We start from the raw sequence: 18546 nt of genomic DNA, 5'->3' as shown, positions 1-18546 counted from the left end.
CGGTACGGCAGGACGAGCTCGTACGGCACTCTCAGGCAGCCCGCCAGAGCACCTTCTTGGTCCCGTCGAGGCTGACCAGCGCGATCACGTTGCGGTCCCGCGGATCCGCCTTCAGCGTCACCTTGCTGCTGCCCCGGGTGCCGGTGGCGGTGACACCGACGCGGATGGTCAGCGGCAGCGTGCCCACGGTCCCCGCGACCGACAGCTTCGCGTTGGCGAACGGGTCACCCTCGAGGGTGTACTTGATGCTGTTGGCATCGACGTTCACACCGTCTGCGGTGTTGAACTTGAACGGGCAGTTCGCCGGGGCCAGCGACTTCTGCTTGAGGCAGTTGTTGAGCGACTCCTTGACCGCGGCCACGCCCTCGGTGGTGGCCTTCTCCGTCGGCGCGGCGTCGGCCAGCCACGACACGGCGGCGCCCGGCTCGACCACGGTGAACGAGCCGCTCTTGAAGGCCATGTACTCCGAGTCGGTGGTGACGGTGTACTTGCCGGGCAGCGCCTCGGCCTTGTCGGTGGTGATCTCGGTGCCGTTCACCAGCACCTTCAGGTTGGTCGACCCGAAGGTGACGGGCGCGGTGATCGTCGCGAGCTTCCAGTCCTCACCGCTCTTCGTGAGCTCCCAGTCCTTCTCGACGGTCTTGCCGTCAACGGTGTACGAGGCCTTCACCGTCGCCGTCGTGTAGGCGCCATTCGGATCCTGGGTGACCTGGGCTGGCTCGGCGGTGATGTCGCCGACCGGAGCAGCCTTGGCGGCCGCGGCGAACACCTCCTCGGTCAGCAGGGGCCCCTCCGGCTTCTCCGCGGCGAAGGCCAGGGCGGCGTTCAGGTCGCCGGCCTTCAGCGACTCCAGGAAGCCGGTGACGGTCTCGCCGGCCGTGGTGATCTGCCGCTCGTTCTCGATCCGGGCCGCCTCGGCCGCGGCCTCCTCGGCCTTGATGCGCTGCTGCTCGTTGTAGAACAGCACCCCACCGACCACGAGTGCGATCACGAGCACACCGATGCCGGCGAACAGCACGATCTTGCCCACCGGGGACTTCTTCTTGGGCGGCTGCTGCGGCGGGTTGCCCGCGCCCCACTGGCCGCCGTTGTCGTACCCGCCTTGTTGGCCGCCCGCACCGGGCTGGTTGTGCATCACCTGCGTCGGTGCGGCACCCCACTGCCCCTGTCCGGCACCCGGCGCCGGCGGCGGCTGCGAACCCCCGTACTGCGGGGCGCTCGGCTGCGAGCCGGCCGACTGGCCGGACGACGGCTGCTGGCCCTGTCCGTACTGCGGTGCACTCGGCTGCGAACCCGCGGACTGGCCGAACGACGGCTGCTGGCCCTGTCCGTACTGCGGCGCACTCGGCTGCGAACCCGCGGACTGGCCGTACCCACCCTGCTGTTGACCACCCTGCGGTGCCTGCGGCTGCCAGCCACCCTGGCCACCCTGGGGTTGCTGGCCGTACGGTGACTGCCCGCCCGACTGGCCCGGGTTGCCCTGGTACGGATTGCTCACGGTGTTCTCCTTGCTTGATGGGCGGGGCCTGCGGTGCGCATCGACATGCCGTTTCCCATGGTGTCATCCGAAGGGGGCGAATGGCGTATCCGCCCTCGTCACACGGCCGGGCCACGACAATCATGCCACGCGGTACAACCCGGGGATGCCCCGCCGGGCCAACCGACCGACCGAGAACTGGACGCCGCCGACCCGGCTGGTAGCGTCTCTGAAACAGCGATTTCAACCACTGTCGGAGGTTCCTGTGACGCGTCTGGCCCTACTCGGCTTCAGCCATGAGACCAACACCTATGCCAGTCAGGCGTTCACCGTCGCCGACTTCGGGCCGGGGATCGAAGCCGAGGCCCTGCGCGCTGCGCACGAGGGCACGCGGTCAGTCATGGGGGGCTTCCTGACCCCTGCGGCCGGGGTCGAGCTGGTGCCGCTGATCCTGGCCGGTGCGGTGCCGTGCGCCCCGATGCCCGAGGCCGACTTCGAGCAGGTCATCGCCCGGATGGTCCAACTGCTCACCGAGCAGGGCCCCTGGGACGGCGTCCTGCTGCAACTGCACGGTGCCTGTGTCCTGCAGCACCACGACGACGGCGACGCCGCGGTCGCCAAGGCCGTCCGTGCCGCGGTCGGCCAGGACGTCCCGATCGGCATCGTGCTCGACATGCACGGCAACGTCGACCACGGCCTGACCGACGTCGTCGACGCGGTGCTGCCGTTCCAGACCAACCCGCACGTCGACGCTGACGAACGGGGTCAGGAGTGCCAGCAGTTGGTGCTGGAGATGATCGGCGCCCAGCAGCGGATGCACGTCGCCCTGGAGCAGATCCCGCTGGTCGTCACGATCACCAAGCAGGACACCCGGACCGAGCCCATGGCCGGCCTGCTGGCCCGCTCCCGGGAGTTGGAGGCCGATCCCGCCGTCGCCGACGTCAGCATCATGGAGGGGTTCCCCTACGCCGACGTGCCGTTCCTCGGGATGTCGGTCGTGGTCACCCACCGGGAGTCCGCCGAGGCCGGGCTCGAGGTGGCCCGAACCATGGCCGCCGAGGTGTGGGCGCTGCGCGAAGAACTGCAGGGCGACGGGTTGCCGGTGCCCGAAGCCGTACGGCAGGCAGCCGCCTCCGACGAGGCGCCGGTGCTGCTGCTGGACGTCGGCGACAACATCGGTGGTGGTGGGCCGGGTGACTCGACGGTGATGTTGGCCGAGATGTTGGCACAACGGGTCGAGCGCTCCGTGGTGATCGTGAACGATCCCGGTGCCGTCCGGGCGGTCGGCGACACACCGCTCGGCAGCCGTGTCGACGTCACCGTCGGTGCCCGACTGCCCGAGTCGGCCGGCGAGCCGGTGCCGATCAGCGGCACGCTGCTGGCCCGCAGCGACGGCCGGTACTCCGAGCCCAAGATCGCCCACGGTGGCATCCGCGACTTCGACGCCGGCGACACGATCGCGGTGCAGACCGACCAGGGCGTCACCGTGGTGGTCACCAGCCGCCGGACCCAGCCGGTCAGCGCCCAGCAGCTGGTCACCCTCGGCATCGACCCGACCGCGCAGCAGGTCATCGTCGGCAAGGGGGTGAACGGTCCACGGGCCGGTTACGGCGACGTGTGCCGGAGCTTCGTCGAGGCCGACAGCCCGGGCACCACGCGGTCCTCGGTCACCGGCTTCGACTACGCCAAGCGTCGGCAGCCGATGTTCCCGTACGAGCCGGAGACCACCTACGCGGCCGGCTGAGCCGTTTCGCCGGCGTCAGGCCCCGACCCAGCAGTACACCCGGTGCCCGGCGTCGGCGGCGTCCGCGCACAGCGTCTGCAGGTCGGTCAGGAAGTCCGACATGTCCTCGGGATCGGCCCCGTCGACGTCGTCGGACTCCAACCACGTCGGCAGCAGTTCGTCGACGTCGGCCCGTGCCAGTTCCGTGGTGAACAACGGATCCAGGGCGACCACGTAGGCGCCGCCACTGCGTCCGACCATCGCTGCATCGGACCCGTCGGCCGTGGTGAGGTCCTCCCCCAGCAGGTCGTCCAGGTCGCGCCCGGTGAGTTGGGCGTCGAGCCAGGCCAGCGCCGTCGGGTCGACCTCGGACTCCACGGTGTCCTCGCCCTGTGGGCCGCCGCCGACGGCCCGTTCGGCCGACTGTGCATCGGCCGCCACGAAGTAGATCGTGATCATGGACGTCAGCCTAGGCGCGGAGGGCCCGTCGGTGACAGGGCCTGCCGACGTGATCGAGGTGACAGTTCCGACCGGACTCGCCGGCCGGCACCCTCAGCCGTCGGTCGCGACCCGGAAGCCGGTGTGGCCCAACGAGGTGTCGGCGGTGGTCTGCGTCCGGGCGGCGACCCGGTAGCGGTTGCAGTACGAGAGGTGGCACATGTACGAGCCGCCCTTCACCACGCGGCTGGTCCCCCGCGGCGGACCCTGCGGATCGACCCGGGTGCGAGGCTGGTCCCGCCGGTGCCAGAACGGGGAGAACCAGTCGCTGGTCCATTCCCACACGTTGCCCGACTGCTGGTGGGTGCCGTAGCCGTTCGGCTCGAAGCTGCGGACCGGGGCCGTCCCGACGAACCCGTCGTCGCCGGTGTTGTCGGTCGGGAAGGTGCCCTGCCAGATGTTGGCCCGGTGCTCCCCACCAGGTGTCAGCTCGTCACCCCACGGGTAGACCGCCCGGTCGAGGCCGCCGCGGGCGGCCTTCTCCCACTCCGCCTCCGTGGGCAGCCGCACCCCGGCCCATGAGCAGTACGCCGTCGCGTCGCCGTACGACACGTGTACGACCGGATGGTCGTCGAGTGCGGTGGAACCCGGGCCCTGCGGGTGGCGCCAGTGGGCGCCGGTCACCCCGAGCCACCACGAGGCATCCGGTACGACGCCGTCGACGACGTGTTGGCGGGCGTCGGGATGGAGCAGACCGCGGAACACGTACGACCAGCCGAACCGTTCGGCCTCGGTGACGAAGCCGGTGTCGTCCACGAACGCGCCGAACTCGGCGTTGCTGACGGTGGTGGCGGCGATCCGGAACGTCGACACCTCGACCTCGCGGACCGGTCCCTCGCCGTCGTCGGGAAAGGAGTCGGCAGCGTCGCTGCCCATCCAGAACCGGCCACCGGGGACGGTGACCCAGTCGTGTGAGACCGCCCGAGCGTTCGCGGCCGGCTGCTCCGCCCCGGCTGCGCCGGCCCCGGCTGCGTCAGCGCCGGCCCCGACCCGCTCGGCATCCACGCCCTCGGCGACCACACCTCCGGCGGGCACCCCCGCACCGGAGGGAGTGGGACGGGTGGGTCCGCAGCACCCGGGGACATCAGCCATGGCGTCATCCTAGGAGTTCTGCCGGTGACGCGACGGAGGTGTCACCGACGCACGCACCGACGGTCGGGTCGGTGTTCGAGGCCGGTGCTACCGGTACGATGCGGTCCGCACGATGTTCGGACACCCGCGGTCCCAGACCATCAGGAGCCACACATGGCACTTCGCCGCCCCCGCAGGACGCCACCAGGTCAGGCACCGTACGTCGAGGCGCCGCCCCGGCCGACGCCGACCGACCCACCGCACCCCGGCCCCGCGGGCGGCGGCAACGTGGGCGGGGGTCACGAGGGCGGGGGTCACGAGGGCGGGGGTCACGAGGGCAAGGACGGCGCACTGACCGGCGAGCGGCGGATCGCGGCCTTCGACCGAGCGATCCCGTGGGGATTGCAGATCGCCGCCGGCTGGTCCTGGCGGATGTTGATCATCGCGGCTGCCGTGCTCGGTGTCGGGTACGTCCTGATGTACTTCTCCGAGGTGACCGTGCCGGTGGCGGTCGCGCTGCTACTGGCCGCCATGCTGCAGCCACTGATCAGTTGGTTCGAACGACTCGGCATGCCACGCGGACTGGCCGTGGCGATCGGCGTGGTGGGCGGCTTCCTGATCGTGATCGGGGTGCTGGTGCTGATCGTGTGGCAGATCGTGGCGTACGCGCCCGAGCTCGCCAGCCAGACCGTCGGCGGTGTCAGCCAGTTGCTCGAGTGGCTGGCCCAGAGTCCGCTGCAGATCTCGCAGGAGCAGGTCGACGGCTTCATCGGTCAGATCACCGACTTCCTGCAGAACTCGCAGCAGCTGATCGCCTCGTACGCGGCCAGCGCCGGGGCGGGGGTCGGTCGCTTCGTCGCGGGCCTGGCGGTTGCGCTGTTCGCGCTGTTCTTCCTGCTGTACGAGGGCCGGTCGATCTGGGCGTTCGTGCTGCGCTTCGTGCCGCGGGCGGCCCGGGACAGGACCGACCACGCCGCGCGCACCGGCTGGGCCTCCCTGATCGCCTACGTCCGGGCGACCGTGATCGTGGCCCTGGTCGACGCCGTCGGCGTGCTGATCGCCGCGCTGATCCTCGGGGTCCCGTTGGCGCCGGCGCTAGCGGCCCTGGTGTTCATCGGTGCCTTCGTGCCGATCGTGGGTGCCTTGGTCACCGGCTTCGTCGCGGTCGCGGTGGCGTTGGTGGCCCTGGGGTGGGTGCAGGCGTTGATCATGCTCGGCGCGATCATCCTGGTGATGCAGCTGGAGGGCAACGTGCTGCAGCCCTTCCTGCTGGGCAAGGCGGTCTCGGTGCACCCCCTGGCGGTGATCCTGGGCCTGTCGGTCGGCATCACGATCGGTGGCATCGTGGGCGGCATCTTCGCGATTCCGGTGATCGCGTTCTCGAACGCGTTCGTGAAGGCGCTGTCCGCGCCCCTGCCCGTCAACCCGGTGACCGACCCCCCGGCGACCGAGCTGCGGGTCTGACTACCGCTTCGCGCCGGGCTTGGCCCTGGTGGCCGGCTTCGCCTTGGCGGCAGGCTTCGCCTTCGTGGCCGGACCGGCCTTCTCGCCGGCCGCGGCCTTGGCGGCCTGCTTGGCGTCCCGCTTGGTCTGGCGGACCCGTTCCAACGACGCCAGGTCGGTGACGTCGGCGACCGAACGGAATCCGTCGGTGCCGTAGTCGCCGGCGGCCTCCCGCCACCCGGGGACGGTGAGTCCGTACTGCTTCCCGAGCAGGGCGGTGAAGATGGACGCCTTCTGCGCCCCGAACCCGGGCAGCGACATGATCGCCTTGCGGACCGCGACGCCGTCGGGTGCGTCGCGCCACAGGTTGGCCGCATCGCCGTCGTACTGCTCGACCAGCACCCGGCAGACGTCCTGCACCCGCCGCGCCATCGACTTGGGGAACCGGTGGATCGCCGGTGGCCCACTGCACAGGGCGATGAACTCGTCGGTGTCCATGCCCGCGATGCGGTGCACGTCGAGGCTGCCGCCGAGACGTTCGGCGATCAACGCCGGGCCCGCGAAGGCCTTCTCCATCCGGTCCTGTTGATCAAGCACCATCCCCAACAGCAGGGCGTTGGGGTCGCTGCCGAGCAGCGCGTCAGCGGCCTCGTCACCGGTCAGCCACAGGGATCGCGAGTTCGTCTCGTCCATGGGGTCATCCTTGCAGCGTCCGGCCGCCCACGTGCGCCGAGGTGACCTCACTCGTAGACGACGTACTCCGGTGTCGGCTTCAACGCGAGCACCTCGGCGGGGGTCATCAGGTGGCCGCTGGCCTCCTTGTCCTCCTCGTAGAACAGCTTGAAGCCCATGTGCACGTGCTTCGGCGTGGTCGCGACGATCTTGTGCCAGGTGTCGGTCTTGTCCTGCTTCGAGCCGATCCCGTCGATCGACTTCAGCAACGCCACGCCGGGGTGCTCCTGCAGGGCGTCCTCGTCCCGGACGATCCTCGGATGGAGCTGGTGGTAGGCCATCACCTTCTCCGGCAGCCGGTGCTCGGCGACCAGGTCCGACAGCCAACGCGCGACCTGGTCGAGTTCCTGCCCGGTGGTGGAGCCGTACACCTTGCCCGGGACCTGACCGGCGTTCACCGCCCACTCCGGGTCGAGAGCGACGCCGACGTCGGGCTGGCTGAGCCACTTCTGCAACGCCTGCACCTCGGCCAGGAAGTCGGCACGTCCGGGTTGGATGTTGAGCAACAGGTAGCCCCGGTGACGGCGCGCGGCGGCCAGGTGCTCGTCGATGATCTTCGGATCGGTACGTCCCCGGTACATCCCGTCACGGCCGGGCTTGGCGTGCACGGTGACCGCGATCAGCTCGAGCAGCGGCAGGATCGGGCGGTCCTGCCCGTACGGCCCGGCGAACCGCTCCTGCAGCTCGACGACCCGGTCGTCGAGGTTGCCGATGCCCAACCGCCCCTGCCCGGCGGCCCCCGGGTAGCCGCAGTAGCCGGCCAACCGGTACCGCGGGAACACGGTGTCTCCACCCCGCGGCAGGGCTGCCCGCGTGGGTGTCGGCGTGGGTGTTGGTGTCGGTGTCGGCGTGGACGTTGGTGTCGGCGACGGACCGGGCGTGCCGGTGGTGGCAGAGCCGCCGGCCGAGGTCCGGCCGGCGGTCGGTGAGGCCCCGGACCCACCGGCGGTCTCCCCTGCCGTCGGGGCCCCCGGGGTGCAACCCCCGACCACCGCACCGGCGAGCAACCCGCCCGCGCCGAGCAGACCCCGACGGGACAGTCGTCCGGGCATCCGACGGCTCACAAGTTGATCATGTGACCCGCAATGCCCTCGACGCCTTCCTTCAACGCCTCGGACAGTGTCGGGTGGGCGTGGATGTTGCGTGCCACCTCATGGGCGGTCAGGTCCCACTGCTGGGCCAGGGTCAGTTCCGGCAACAGCTCGGTGACGTCGGGCCCGATCATGTGGGCGCCGAGGATCTCGCCGTGGGTCGCATCGGCGACGACCTTCACGAAGCCGGTGGCGTCGCCCAGGCCGTGCGCCTTGCCGTTCGCACTGAAGGGGAACTTCGCGACCTTGACGTCGTACCCCTTCTCCTTCGCCTGTTCCTCGCTGTAGCCGAACGAGGCGATCTGCGGCTGGCAGTAGGTGGCCCGCGGCACCATGTCGTAGTTGAGCGGCATGGTCTCGGCACCGGCCATCGTCTCGGCCGCCACGACCCCCTGCGCCTCGGCGAGGTGGGCCAACATCAGCTTCGCGGTGACGTCGCCGATGGCGTACAGCCCGTCGACGTTGGTCCGCATGTACTCGTCGATCTCGATCGCACCCCGGTCGGAGAGCTTCACCCCGGTGTTCTCCAGGCCGTAGCCCTCGGTACGCGCCGCGAAGCCGACCGCCGACAACATCATGTCGGCCTCGAGGACCTGCGAGTCGCCACCGGCGGCCGGCGACACCGTGACCTGCACCCCGGAGTCGGACTCGGTGACCGATTCGACCTTGGTCGAGGTCATCGTCTTGATCTTGAGCTTGCGGTACGCCTTGGCCAGCTCGGCCGAGATCTCCTTGTCCTCGGTCGGCACCAGCCGGTCCAGGTACTCCACGATCGTGACCTCGACCCCGTAGTTGGCCAGCACGTACGCGAACTCGGTGCCGATGGCACCCGAGCCGGCGATCACGATCGACGACGGCAGCGCGTCCTTCATGATCAGCTCTTCGTAGGTGACGACGCGCTCGCCGAGCTCCACACCCGGCAGCAGCTTGGTGGTGGCACCGGTGGCGATGATGCAGTTGTCGAAGGTGACCTGCTGGGTCGAGCCGTCGTCGGCGGTGACGGTCATCGACTTCGCGTCGGTGAACTCACCCCAGCCGTCGAGCTCGGTGATCTTGTTCTTCTTCATCAGGAAGTGCACGCCCTTGACCATGCGGTCCGACACCCCACGGCTGCGCTTGAAGGCGGCCCCGTAGTCGAAGGTCACCTCACCGGACATGCCGAACGTCTTGCCCTCGTGTTGCACGAGGTGGGCGATCTCGGCATTGCGGAGCAGCGCCTTGGTGGGGATGCAGCCCACGTTGAGGCACACCCCACCCCAGTACTTCTTCTCCACGATGGCTGCCTTGAGGCCGAGTTGGGCGGCTCGGATGGCGGCGACGTACCCGCCCGGACCCGCGCCGAGAACGACGACGTCGAAGTGTGAGGTCATGGTCACTACTCTAGAAGGAGCGACCCGGCAGCCGTACGCCGGGGCGACGCCCACCAGCCGGGCCAACGCGCCGAACGCCCCTCAGGATTCGGCCCAATCTCATATATGGGATATCGTGGCCGCTGTGACTGACACCTACCTCGACCGAATCGGCGGCCTGATCCGTGACGCACGCAAGCACCGGGGCCTCACCCAGTCCCAGCTCGCCCAGGTACTGGGCACCAGTCAGAGTGCGGTCCACCGCATCGAGGCCGGCAACCAGAACCTGAGTCTCGACATGGTGAACCGCATCGCCGCCGCGCTCGACAGCCAGTTGATCTCCGTCGGCAGGCCGGCCCCGACCCATCTGCGCGTGGAGGGTGGCCACCAGCTGAGCGGCTCGATCAGCGTCCGCTCGTCGAAGAACGCCGCCGTCGCCCTGTTGTGCGCCAGCCTGCTCAACAAGGGTCGCACCGTGCTGCGCGGCATCGCCCGGATCGAGGAGGTCAACCGGATCCTCGAGGTGCTCACCAGCATCGGTGTCGAGGCGACCTGGTCCGAGGACAAGGCCGACCTGACCCTGGTCCGGCCGGCCCGGCTCGAACTGGACCGGATGGACGAGGAGGCGGCCCGCCGTACCCGCAGCGTGATCATGTTCCTCGGCCCGTTGCTGCACCAGGAGTCGGAGTTCAATCTCCCCTACCCCGGCGGCTGTGACCTGGGCGCCCGGACCGTCGAACCGCACCTGCACGTCCTGCGTCGCTACGGCCTCGACGTCGTCGCCACCGAAGGCTTCTACCGCTGTACCGCCGACCCCGAGCGGGCCACCCTCGACCGGGCGATCGTGCTCACCGAACGTGGCGACACCGTGACCGAGAACGCACTCTTCGCCGCCGCGATGACCCCGGGCACCACCGTGCTGCGCAACGCCAGCCCCAACTACATGGTGCAGGACGTCTGCTACTTCCTGACCAAGCTGGGCGTCAAGATCAACGGGATCGGCACCACCACCCTCGAGGTGACCGGTGTGGCCGACATCGACGTCGACGTCGAGTACACGCCGTCGGAGGACCCGATCGAGGCGATGAGCCTGATCACCGCCGCGATCGTCACGAACTCCGAGCTCACCATCACCCGCTGCCCGATGGAGTACCTGGAGATCGAGCTCGCGATCCTGGAGGAGATGGGCCTCGACTTCACCCTCTCCGACGAGTACGCCGGCGCCAACGGCCACGTCCGGCTGGCCGACGTCACCGTACGGCCGTCGACCCTGCGGGCGCGACGCGACAAGATCCACCCGATGCCGTTCCCGGGTCTCAACATCGACAACCTGCCGTTCTTCGCGGTGATCGCGGCGACCGCCACCGGTGCCACGCAGATCCACGACTGGGTGTACGAGAACCGCGCGATCCACCTGCTGGAGATGAACAAGCTCGGCGCAGCGGTCGATCTGCTCGACCCGCACCGGATCGTGGTCCAGGGCCCGACCAAGTGGCGTGGTCACGAGGTCGTCTGCCCGCCGGCGCTGCGGCCCGCGGTGTGCGTCCTGCTGTGCATGCTGGCGGCGCGCGGCACTTCGCTGCTGCGGGACACGTACGTCATCAACCGCGGCTACGAGGACCTGGCGGCCCGGCTCAACCTGCTCGGCGCCAAGATCGACACCTTCACCGACTGACCACCGGCGTGAAGACGATCCTGTCGATCCAGTCGTCGGTGTCGTACGGCCATGCCGGCAACTCCGCCGCGGTGTTCCCGCTGCAGCGGATGGGGGTGGAGGTGTGGCCGGTGCCGACGGTGAACTTCTCCAACCACACCGGCCATCCGACGTTCCGGGGGCCGATGATGGCGGCCGCCGACATCGCCGAGGTGATCCGCGGGATCGACGAGCTGGGGGTGCTCGACCGATGTGACGCGGTGCTGTCGGGTTACCAGGGCGGCGACGACGTCGGTGACGTGATCCTCCGCGCCGCCGAGCTGGTGAAGCAGCGCAACCCGGCGGCGGTCTACTGCTGCGACCCGGTGCTCGGCGACGTGGTGCAGGGCTTCTACGTCCGGCCCGGCATCCCGGAGTTCATGCGGGACGTGGTGGTCCCGCGGGCAGACCTGATCACGCCCAACCAGTTCGAGCTGGAGTTCCTGGCCGGCGGCCCGGTGCACGACATCACCGCGTTGCTGGCCGCCGTGGACGCGGTCCGGGCAACCGGCCCGGACGTGGTGCTGGTGACCAGCGTCGCCCTCGACCAGACGCCGGCCGACCGCATGCAGCTGGTCGTGGTGTCGTCGGCCGGTGCCTGGCAGGTCACCACCGGGCACCTGCCGATCGAGGTCAGCGGGTGTGGTGACATCACCGCCGCCGGGTTCCTCGCGCACTGGCTGGAGACCGGCGACGTCGCCGAGGCGGCGGCCCGGATCGCGAGCTCGGTGTTCGGCCTGTTGGAGGTCACCCACCGGCACGGCACGTACGAGCTGCAGCTGATCGAGGCACAGGACGAGTTCGTCCGGCCGTCCCACCGCTTCACCGCGGACCGGCTGCGCTGACCGGGATCGCGGGGTGACCGGGATTGTGGACCGGACCTAATCTTTCTCCATGACCGAGCAGGATGACGACGGTGGGCACAACCTGCCCGAACGCGTCCTGATCAGCGCCAAGGACGACCGGTGGGCGTGGCGTCGCCGGCTCCGCTCCAAGCCGCGCACCCAGTTCCTCTACCGGGTCGGTGTCGCCGTCCTCGGACTGCTGTTGATCATCCTGGCCGGGCTGACCGGGCCGTTCCCCGGGCCGGGCGGGATCCCACTGCTGCTGGTCGGCCTGGCGGTCTGGGCCTCGGAGTTCGAGTGGGCGCAGCACGTCATGCTGTGGGTGAAGAAGAAGGTCCGGGAGGCGACCAAGCTGCCGCTGCCGTGGCGGATCGTGATCATCGTCGCCATCGTCCTCGGCATCCTGGCCGGGCTGTACACCTCGATGGCGGTCACCGGTGTCCCGACCTGGCTGCCCGACCCGCTGCAGGACTGGTTGGCCTCGCTACCAGGGATGTGACGCTGCCCGTACGCCATCGGGCCGGTGCCCGTACGCCATCGGGCCGGTGCCCGTACGACATCCGGCGGGCAGGGGTGACCGGGCACGAGACGCAGCGTCGGGACCGACATACTGGACCCATGCTCGCTCGGGACTATCCGTACTTCGAGGCCGGGTTCTTGGCCTTCGCCCATCGAGGTGGTGCCGAGTTGCCGGCCAACCGCGGCCGGGAGAACACCCTGCACGCCTTCGGCCAGGCGGTCGAGCTGGGGTACCGCTACCTCGAGACCGACGTCCACGCCACGGCCGACGGGGTGTTGGTCGCCTTCCACGACGACAAGTTGGACCGGGTCACCGACGGCACCGGCAAGATCGCCGAGCTCCCGTGGTCGGAGGTCAGCCAGGCGAAGATCGGCGGCCACGACCCCATCCCCCGGCTGGTCGACGTCCTGGTCGCGTTCCCCGACACCCGGTTCAACATCGACGCCAAGGCGGCCGGGGCGGTCGACCTGCTGGCCGACACCATCGAGCACCTCGGCGTCCACGAGCGGGTGTGCGTCTCGTCGTTCAGCGTGCGTCGACTGCTGCGGCTGCGCTCGCGGCTGGGTCGCCGGGTCGCGTCGTCGATGAGCAAGGTGGGTGTCGCCTACACCCGATTCCTCCCCTTCCTCCCCGACCGCTTCGGCACCACCGGGCAGGCCCTGCAGATCCCGGTCGCCACGACCGTCCTCGGCCGCCGGGTCACGCTGGTCACCGAGGCCCTGGTCGACCGCGCCCACGGACTCGGCAAACAGGTGCACGTGTGGACCATCGACGACCCGGCCGAGATGGTCAGGCTGATCGACCTCGGTGTCGACGGCATCATGACCGACCGGCCGGATGTGTTGCGCGAGGTCCTGGTCGAACGCGGCCTCTGGGACCAGTAGCCTGCCGGTGACGTCGGCACGTCACCACCAGCACGGATCACGCACGACACGGGGACGAGGGGTAGGCATGAGCGCCGGTTCTGATGGGGGCACGGGGTCCGACGGACCCGACTCACCCGACGTCTCCGACTCACCCGACGTCGGGTCGCCCGGCGGGACGGCCACCGTCGCACCGGGCCACGAGGCGGTCTTCGCCGAGCACCCGCCCAAGCGCCGGACCCTTGCCTGGGCCATGTGGGACTGGGGGTCGGCGGCGTTCAACGCCGTCATCACCACCTTCGTGTTCGCCACCTACCTGACCGACGTCGTCGCCGAGAACGGTGCCCCCGCCGGGGCACTCAGCGGTACGGCCTGGCTCGGCCGGACGACCGCGGCGGCAGGGGTCTTCATCGCGCTGCTGGCGCCCGTGCTCGGGCAGCGCGCCGATGCCGGGGGTCGACGCAAGGCCAGCCTGGGGTTGTGGACCGCACTCACCGTGTTGGCGATGTGCGCCATGTTCTTGGTCAAGGACGACCGCTCGTACCTGTGGCTCGGCCTGTTGCTGCTGGCCCTGGGCAACATCTTCATGGAGATCGGCGCGGTCTCCTACAACGCCATGTTGCAACAGGTGTCGACGCCGAAGACCGTCGGCCGGGTCTCCGGGTTCGGCTGGGCGCTGGGCTACGTCGGCGGCATCTTCTTGCTGCTGATCCTTTTCGTCGGGCTGATCAGCCCGGAGGTCGGCTGGTTCGGCGTCACCTCGGAGGAAGGGCTGCGCTATCGCGTGGTGGCGTTGGTGGCCGCCGTGTGGTTCGCACTCTCGGCGATCCCGCTGTTCATCTTCGTTCCCGAGGTGCCACGGCGTCCCGACGCTCCGAAGGTCGGCTTCGTCCAGTCGTACCGGGTGCTCTTCCGGGACGTTCTCGAGCTGTGGCGCAACGACCGCAACGCCGTCTTCTTCCTCGGTGCCAGTGCGCTGTTCCGCGACGGCCTGGCGGCGGTGTTCACCTTCGGCGCCGTACTGGCCGTCACCGTGTACGGGTTGTCGACCTCCGACGTCCTGATCTTCGGCGTCGCGGCGAACGTGGTGGCGGCGATCGGCGCCTTCGCCGGCGGGCAGCTCGAGGACCGACTCGGTCCCAAGACGATCATCGTGGTCTCCCTGATCGGACTGATGGCGACCGCGATCGCCCTGCTGTTCGTCTACTCGACCGCCGTGTTCTGGGTGCTGGGCCTGATCCTGTGCCTGTGGGTGGGACCGGCCCAGTCGTCCTCGCGCAGCTTCCTGGCCCAGGTGTCGCCACCCGGTCGGGAGGGGCAGATGTTCGGCCTGTACGCCACGACCGGCCGGGCGGTGTCGTTCCTCTCCCCCGCCCTGCTCGCGGTGTTCGCCCAGTTCGGCGGTGACCGGCTCGGCATCCTGGGCATCGTGATCGTGCTCGGGCTCGGCCTGGCCGCACTCCTGCTCGTGCACTCTCCGGCTCGTGGGAAGGCCCGGCTGTGACATGGTCGGTCCGCGGCGCCGAGGGGTAGTTGGCGAGGTGTCGTCTCGGCGAGTGGGTAGTTGGCGAGGGCCCGCCCCGGCGAGTGGGTAGTTGGCGAGGGCCCGCCCCGGCGAGTGGGCAGTTGGCGAGGGCCCGACTCGGCGAGTGGGCAGTTGGCGAGGGCCCGTCCCGGCGAGTGGGCAGTTGGCGAGGGCCCGTCCCGGCGAGAGGGCAGTTGGCGAGGGCCCGTCCCGGCGAGTGGGCAGTTGGCGAGGGCCCGACTCGGCGAGTGGGCAGTTGGCGAGGGCCCGTCCCGGCGAGAGGACAGTTGGAGGGTGATCGTACGGGGCCGATCCCTCTCCTACTACCCGGTCGATGATGGACAGCGATCTGGTGACCACCCACAGGCTGACCTGGGCAAGCCCGTTGCCTCATGTCAAGATGCCCGCTTGGTGTGCTTCGTTGACTCATCTGAAGATGCCCGCTTGGGTTTGTCGAGTTTTTTGCGGCTGAGGTAGATGTGGTTGGTCTTGGCGCGGCGTTGGATCGTGCCGCGTCGGCGGGCGAGTTCGAGCAGGTTGCCCTGGATGTCGCTGATGCGGTGTTTCAGCTCGACCAGGTCGGTGTCGTGGTGGAGGGCGGCGAGCCGGGCCTGGTCGTGGGGGTCGAGCAGGTCGCTGTGGTCGCGTTCGAGTCGGTGGTGCGGAGTGGTGGCGGTGTCGTGGCGTTTGGTCACCTTCGCCCCGTGTCGGGTCTTGGAGAGGAGTTTCTGCTGCGGCAGGAACAGGTTGACCTGTAGTGACACCAACGGCCACAGCTGGTTGAGCAGGGCGAGCTCTCGGGGGGTGAAGCGCCCCAGGTTCTCTGCCGCTCTCATACGGGTTGCGGCTCTCGGGTGAGGGTCGCGTAGTGGGCGGCCTCGAACTCGGCCGGGGTCATGTAGTCGAGGCTACTGTGCAGGCGCCGCTGGTTGTACCAGTCGACCCAGCCGGCGGTGGCGTACTCTACGTCGGCGATCGTCTTGTAGGGACCGTCGTGGAAGACCGTGGTGCGGATGCACTCGGTCTTGAACAGGCCGATGATCGTCTCCATCAGCGCGTTGTCGTAGGCATCGCCGACCGACCCGATCGAGGGGTGGATGCCCTCGAGCGCGAGGTGCTCGGTGTAGTGGATCGCGGTGTACTGTCGGCCGGCATCAGAGTGACAGATCAGCTCTTCGCGGGTGATCGGGGTGCCGTCGCGGCCGCGCTGCCACAACGCGATCCGCAGCGGGGTCATCACCAGGTCGACGTCGCGGACGGTCGCGGCGTGCCAGGCCACGATCTTCTGGGCGAACACATCGACGATGAAGGCGACATAGACCCAGCCGGCCCAGGTGCGGCAGTAGGTGAAGTCGGCGACCCAGACCCGGTTGGGGGCCGGGGCGGTGAAGTCGCGATCCAGCAGGTCCCCGGCGCGATTACCGTTCTTGGCCGGGATCGTGGTGCGCAGCTTCTTGCTGCGGCGGATCCCGCTCAGTTGAAGGCTTCTCATCGCCCGATCGACGCTGCCCGGGGATGCCTCGGGCAGGTGCCGGCGGACCAGCGCGGTCATCTTGCGCCGACCGTAGAGGCCCTCGGGAGTCAGCTTGCGTCGGCCGTCGCGCTCATCGATGGCCAGGCCAGGCCAGGTCACGAATCTTGTCCTCGACGATCGCGTCAGTGATCGTCTGAGCAGCGATCCTCAGGTGAGCGCGTTTCCAGGCTCGGTAGGTCCGCGCGGCGACCTGGCAGCCCTGCTCACGCAGGACCCGGCAGATCGACTCGACCGCATGGCCTTGCTCGCGCATGGTGTCGATGAATCCCATGATCAGCGGCTGCGGGGGTCGAGCTCCCCCGCGAAGAAAGACGTGGCCGCGCGTAGGATCGCCACGTCCTCACGGAGCCGACGGTTCTCCGCCTTCAGCTTCTTGATCTCTTCGTTTTCCGTCGATGTGAGACCGGGCCGCAGACCCGAGTCGACCTCAGCTTGTCGCACCCAACGGCGAACAGACTCCTTGCCGATGCCGAGCTGCCGAGCCACCGCCTCACAGGCAGCGGTCAGCGACGGATACTCCTGCTGGTGCTCGGCGACCAGCCGGACAGCGCGAGCCTTGAGCTCGCCATCGATCTTCTTGGGCATGGACTGCATCCTTCCAACTCACAAAGATGCGGCATCAAACCTGGGGCGCTTCAGGGTGTCGTAGCGGTAGTAGCCGACGGTGCGGCGGACCACCGACCAGTTCTTCTGCTCGACGTGGGCCTGGTCGTTGGAGTGGCTGGCGCGGCCCCGGGTGAGGGTGACCTGACGGGTCTCGCACCACCGGCGGAGGTGGTGGTTGATGAACTCGGACCCGTTGTCGGAATGGACACCGGCGATGTGGAACGGGAACCGCAGCCACAACTGCTCGAGCCCGGCGGCGACGATCCGTTCCCCCTTGGACCGCACGGTGATGGTCTCGGTCCAGCCGGTCGCGACGTCGGTGGCGTCCAGGCTGTAGTGGAAGTCGCCGTTGTTGTCACCACCCTCGTGACCGACCAGGTCGATCTGGATGAAGCCGGGCTCGGTGTCATTCCACTCCGCCCACGTCTTCAGCGGGATCGACGACTTCAACATCGACCCGGGCCGGGTATGGGAGATCCCCTTCCCGGCGACCAGCCCCTGCCGGGCCGGCGCCAACCGGCGGTCCATCGTCGCCGCCGACATGCCGAGCAGCTGGTCGACCACGCCGTCGTCGACCCCGGTCAGCCGGCCGTGCCGCGCCATGTTGGCGACCACCTCGGGCAGCACCGCGTGGAGCCGTTTGCCGGCCGGGCCGTCCAGCGCCGACCAACACTGCACCAGCAGCGCGGTCACGTCGTCGTCATAGGTCCGGGCCGGGGCCCGACGCTTCCGTGGCCTGCTCGCCGCCCCCGGATCGGCCACCAGGGTCCGGATCGCCTTGCGGGCATGGTCACGATGCCAGCCCGTCACCTGGCAGACCGCGTCCAAGATCTCGGTCTTCTCCGCCCTGGTCGCCTTCGGCCACTTCGCCACCTGCGCCTGCGTGATCGCCCGCCGAGCCGCCATCGTCAACTCCATCCACCAAAGGGTTCCCCACGCGGGCATCTTGAGATGAGGCAACGAACCGACCCACGCGGGCATCTTGGATGAGTCAACGCGGCAAGATGACGCCGCACCACAGATCGCGCTACCGTTGACGGGTTGCGGGCTGTTGCCAACCACGAGTCGTGGACGCCCGGACCACGGCGAGATGAACGAATCTCGCCGTTCGGGGAACATTTTGACGGTCTCGGCGGTTCTAACGGGTGGAGGGAACCGCCTCCAGGATTTTGGGAGGAAGTATGGCTGATCGCGCACTACGAGGTGCTGGACTGGGATCCAAGAGCTTCGAGGACGAGACCGGCGTCGAGTTCGCACCGAGGCGCCAACTCGGGTTCGACTGCCCCAAGGGGCACCACTTCGACCTCACCTTCGCCGAAGAGGCGGAGACCCCGACGGCGTGGGAGTGCCCGCGCTGTGGGCTGGTCTCCAAGCGGACCGACGGTGTCGTGGCAGAGCCCAAGGAGACGAAGCCGCAGCGTACCCACTGGGACATGCTGCGTGAGCGTCGTTCCATCGCCGAGTTGGAGGAGCTGCTGACCGAGCGGCTCACCCTCCTCCGGGACGGCCAGATCGGGCCGGGACCGCGATCCGTCTGATCTGGCACGCTGAAGGTGCCCCGCCCGGGTGACCGGGC

At 69.2% G+C, this 18546-nt stretch carries 16 protein-coding genes, 1 pseudogene and 1 other annotated feature; of the genes and pseudogenes, 8 read left to right on the top strand and 9 right to left on the bottom strand.

What is annotated here, in order from left to right; genetic code table 11:
* Window positions 1-31: 31 nt before the first annotated feature.
* Window positions 32-1498, bottom strand: a complete 1467-nt coding sequence (locus ACQBAU_RS09685; RefSeq protein WP_465257010.1) for a hypothetical protein — start codon at window positions 1496-1498, stop codon at window positions 32-34.
* A 244-nt stretch (window positions 1499-1742) separates the two neighbouring features.
* Here ACQBAU_RS09685 and ACQBAU_RS09680 point away from each other — a divergent pair, with 244 nt between their 5' ends.
* Window positions 1743-3221, top strand: coding sequence for a M81 family metallopeptidase (locus ACQBAU_RS09680; RefSeq protein WP_434551278.1), 1479 nt, complete (start codon window positions 1743-1745; stop codon window positions 3219-3221).
* A 15-nt stretch (window positions 3222-3236) separates the two neighbouring features.
* On the opposite strand, the gene ACQBAU_RS09675 is transcribed toward ACQBAU_RS09680, so the two are convergent.
* Window positions 3237-3659 (bottom strand): hypothetical protein, encoded by a 423-nt coding sequence (locus ACQBAU_RS09675; RefSeq protein WP_434551279.1) that lies wholly within the window; start codon window positions 3657-3659, stop codon window positions 3237-3239.
* 93 nt (window positions 3660-3752) lie between these two features.
* Window positions 3753-4790: a formylglycine-generating enzyme family protein gene (locus tag ACQBAU_RS09670; protein WP_434551280.1), complete on the bottom strand. Its 1038-nt coding sequence runs from the start codon at window positions 4788-4790 to the stop codon at window positions 3753-3755.
* A 153-nt stretch (window positions 4791-4943) separates the two neighbouring features.
* Between ACQBAU_RS09670 and ACQBAU_RS09665 the strand changes: the two genes are divergently transcribed.
* Window positions 4944-6233 (top strand): AI-2E family transporter, encoded by a 1290-nt coding sequence (locus tag ACQBAU_RS09665; RefSeq protein ID WP_465257009.1) that lies wholly within the window; start codon window positions 4944-4946, stop codon window positions 6231-6233.
* On the opposite strand, the gene ACQBAU_RS09660 is transcribed toward ACQBAU_RS09665, so the two are convergent.
* The 3 genes from ACQBAU_RS09660 to lpdA are packed head-to-tail and all read right to left on the bottom strand — an operon-like array spanning window position 6234 to window position 9405.
* Window positions 6234-6905 (bottom strand): HhH-GPD-type base excision DNA repair protein, encoded by a 672-nt coding sequence (locus ACQBAU_RS09660; RefSeq protein WP_465257008.1) that lies wholly within the window; start codon window positions 6903-6905, stop codon window positions 6234-6236.
* 47 nt (window positions 6906-6952) lie between these two features.
* The gene (locus ACQBAU_RS09655; protein WP_434551283.1) at window positions 6953-7996 is read right to left on the bottom strand and encodes a hypothetical protein; all 1044 of its coding nucleotides are present in this window, start codon (window positions 7994-7996) and stop codon (window positions 6953-6955) included.
* An 8-nt stretch (window positions 7997-8004) separates the two neighbouring features.
* Entirely contained in the window at window positions 8005-9405 is a 1401-nt protein-coding gene (lpdA, locus tag ACQBAU_RS09650; protein WP_434551284.1) for a dihydrolipoyl dehydrogenase, read from the bottom strand.
* Window positions 9406-9529: 124 nt separating this feature from the next.
* Here lpdA and ACQBAU_RS09645 point away from each other — a divergent pair, with 124 nt between their 5' ends.
* From ACQBAU_RS09645 to ACQBAU_RS09625, 5 genes are all read left to right on the top strand, one after another.
* On the top strand, window positions 9530-11059 hold the full coding sequence (locus ACQBAU_RS09645; RefSeq protein ID WP_434551285.1) for a helix-turn-helix domain-containing protein: 1530 nt from the start codon (window positions 9530-9532) through the stop codon (window positions 11057-11059).
* A gap of 8 nt (window positions 11060-11067) precedes the next feature.
* Window positions 11068-11922, top strand: coding sequence for a pyridoxal kinase PdxY (gene pdxY, locus ACQBAU_RS09640; RefSeq protein ID WP_434551286.1), 855 nt, complete (start codon window positions 11068-11070; stop codon window positions 11920-11922).
* 49 nt (window positions 11923-11971) lie between these two features.
* Entirely contained in the window at window positions 11972-12421 is a 450-nt protein-coding gene (locus ACQBAU_RS09635) for a PGPGW domain-containing protein (protein WP_465257007.1), read from the top strand.
* 119 nt (window positions 12422-12540) lie between these two features.
* Window positions 12541-13326: a glycerophosphodiester phosphodiesterase family protein gene (locus tag ACQBAU_RS09630; RefSeq protein ID WP_434551288.1), complete on the top strand. Its 786-nt coding sequence runs from the start codon at window positions 12541-12543 to the stop codon at window positions 13324-13326.
* Window positions 13327-13393: 67 nt separating this feature from the next.
* Entirely contained in the window at window positions 13394-14809 is a 1416-nt protein-coding gene (locus tag ACQBAU_RS09625) for an MFS transporter (RefSeq protein WP_434551289.1), read from the top strand.
* 416 nt (window positions 14810-15225) lie between these two features.
* On the opposite strand, the gene ACQBAU_RS09620 is transcribed toward ACQBAU_RS09625, so the two are convergent.
* The 3 genes and pseudogenes from ACQBAU_RS09620 to ACQBAU_RS09610 all read right to left on the bottom strand — a co-directional run bounded on the left by ACQBAU_RS09620 (window position 15226) and on the right by ACQBAU_RS09610 (window position 17888).
* Entirely contained in the window at window positions 15226-15666 is a 441-nt protein-coding gene (locus ACQBAU_RS09620; RefSeq protein ID WP_465259345.1) for a hypothetical protein, read from the bottom strand.
* A pseudogene (locus tag ACQBAU_RS09615) lies at window positions 15663-16949 on the bottom strand (IS3 family transposase). Before ACQBAU_RS09615 ends, ACQBAU_RS09620 begins: the two are co-directional and overlap by 4 nt.
* Window positions 16546-16680, bottom strand: a sequence feature (AL1L pseudoknot). (Overlaps the previous pseudogene by 135 nt.)
* Before the next feature lie 18 nt (window positions 16950-16967).
* On the bottom strand, window positions 16968-17888 hold the full coding sequence (locus ACQBAU_RS09610) for an integrase catalytic domain-containing protein (protein ID WP_465259344.1): 921 nt from the start codon (window positions 17886-17888) through the stop codon (window positions 16968-16970).
* Window positions 17889-18151: 263 nt separating this feature from the next.
* On the opposite strand from ACQBAU_RS09610, the gene ACQBAU_RS09605 reads away from it, so the two are divergent.
* Entirely contained in the window at window positions 18152-18508 is a 357-nt protein-coding gene (locus tag ACQBAU_RS09605) for an RNA polymerase-binding protein RbpA (RefSeq protein WP_434551290.1), read from the top strand.
* Window positions 18509-18546: the final 38 nt, after the last annotated feature.

Origin of the sequence: Carbonicoccus niuqiaonis (genome assembly GCF_050157065.1) — a bacterium.
GTDB lineage: Bacteria > Actinomycetota > Actinomycetes > Propionibacteriales > Propionibacteriaceae > Avipropionibacterium.
Note: the sequence above shows the minus strand (reverse complement) of the source record. Positions and strands in the feature narration are given on the sequence as shown.

Bases quoted from the DNA above. Each gene is read 5' to 3' on its own strand.
- ACQBAU_RS09675 (WP_434551279.1), bottom strand. From the start codon at position 3,659: ATGATCACGATCTACTTCGTGGCGGCCGATGCACAGTCGGCCGAACGG.
- ACQBAU_RS09670 (WP_434551280.1), bottom strand. From the start codon at position 4,790: ATGGCTGATGTCCCCGGGTGCTGCGGACCCACCCGTCCCACTCCCTCC.
- ACQBAU_RS09665 (WP_465257009.1), top strand. From the start codon at position 4,944: ATGGCACTTCGCCGCCCCCGCAGGACGCCACCAGGTCAGGCACCGTAC.
- ACQBAU_RS09660 (WP_465257008.1), bottom strand. From the start codon at position 6,905: ATGGACGAGACGAACTCGCGATCCCTGTGGCTGACCGGTGACGAGGCC.
- ACQBAU_RS09655 (WP_434551283.1), bottom strand. From the start codon at position 7,996: ATGCCCGGACGACTGTCCCGTCGGGGTCTGCTCGGCGCGGGCGGGTTG.
- lpdA (WP_434551284.1), bottom strand. From the start codon at position 9,405: ATGACCTCACACTTCGACGTCGTCGTTCTCGGCGCGGGTCCGGGCGGG.
- ACQBAU_RS09635 (WP_465257007.1), top strand. From the start codon at position 11,972: ATGACCGAGCAGGATGACGACGGTGGGCACAACCTGCCCGAACGCGTC.
- ACQBAU_RS09630 (WP_434551288.1), top strand. From the start codon at position 12,541: ATGCTCGCTCGGGACTATCCGTACTTCGAGGCCGGGTTCTTGGCCTTC.
- ACQBAU_RS09625 (WP_434551289.1), top strand. From the start codon at position 13,394: ATGAGCGCCGGTTCTGATGGGGGCACGGGGTCCGACGGACCCGACTCA.
- ACQBAU_RS09620 (WP_465259345.1), bottom strand. From the start codon at position 15,666: ATGAGAGCGGCAGAGAACCTGGGGCGCTTCACCCCCCGAGAGCTCGCC.
- ACQBAU_RS09610 (WP_465259344.1), bottom strand. From the start codon at position 17,888: ATGGAGTTGACGATGGCGGCTCGGCGGGCGATCACGCAGGCGCAGGTG.
- ACQBAU_RS09605 (WP_434551290.1), top strand. From the start codon at position 18,152: ATGGCTGATCGCGCACTACGAGGTGCTGGACTGGGATCCAAGAGCTTC.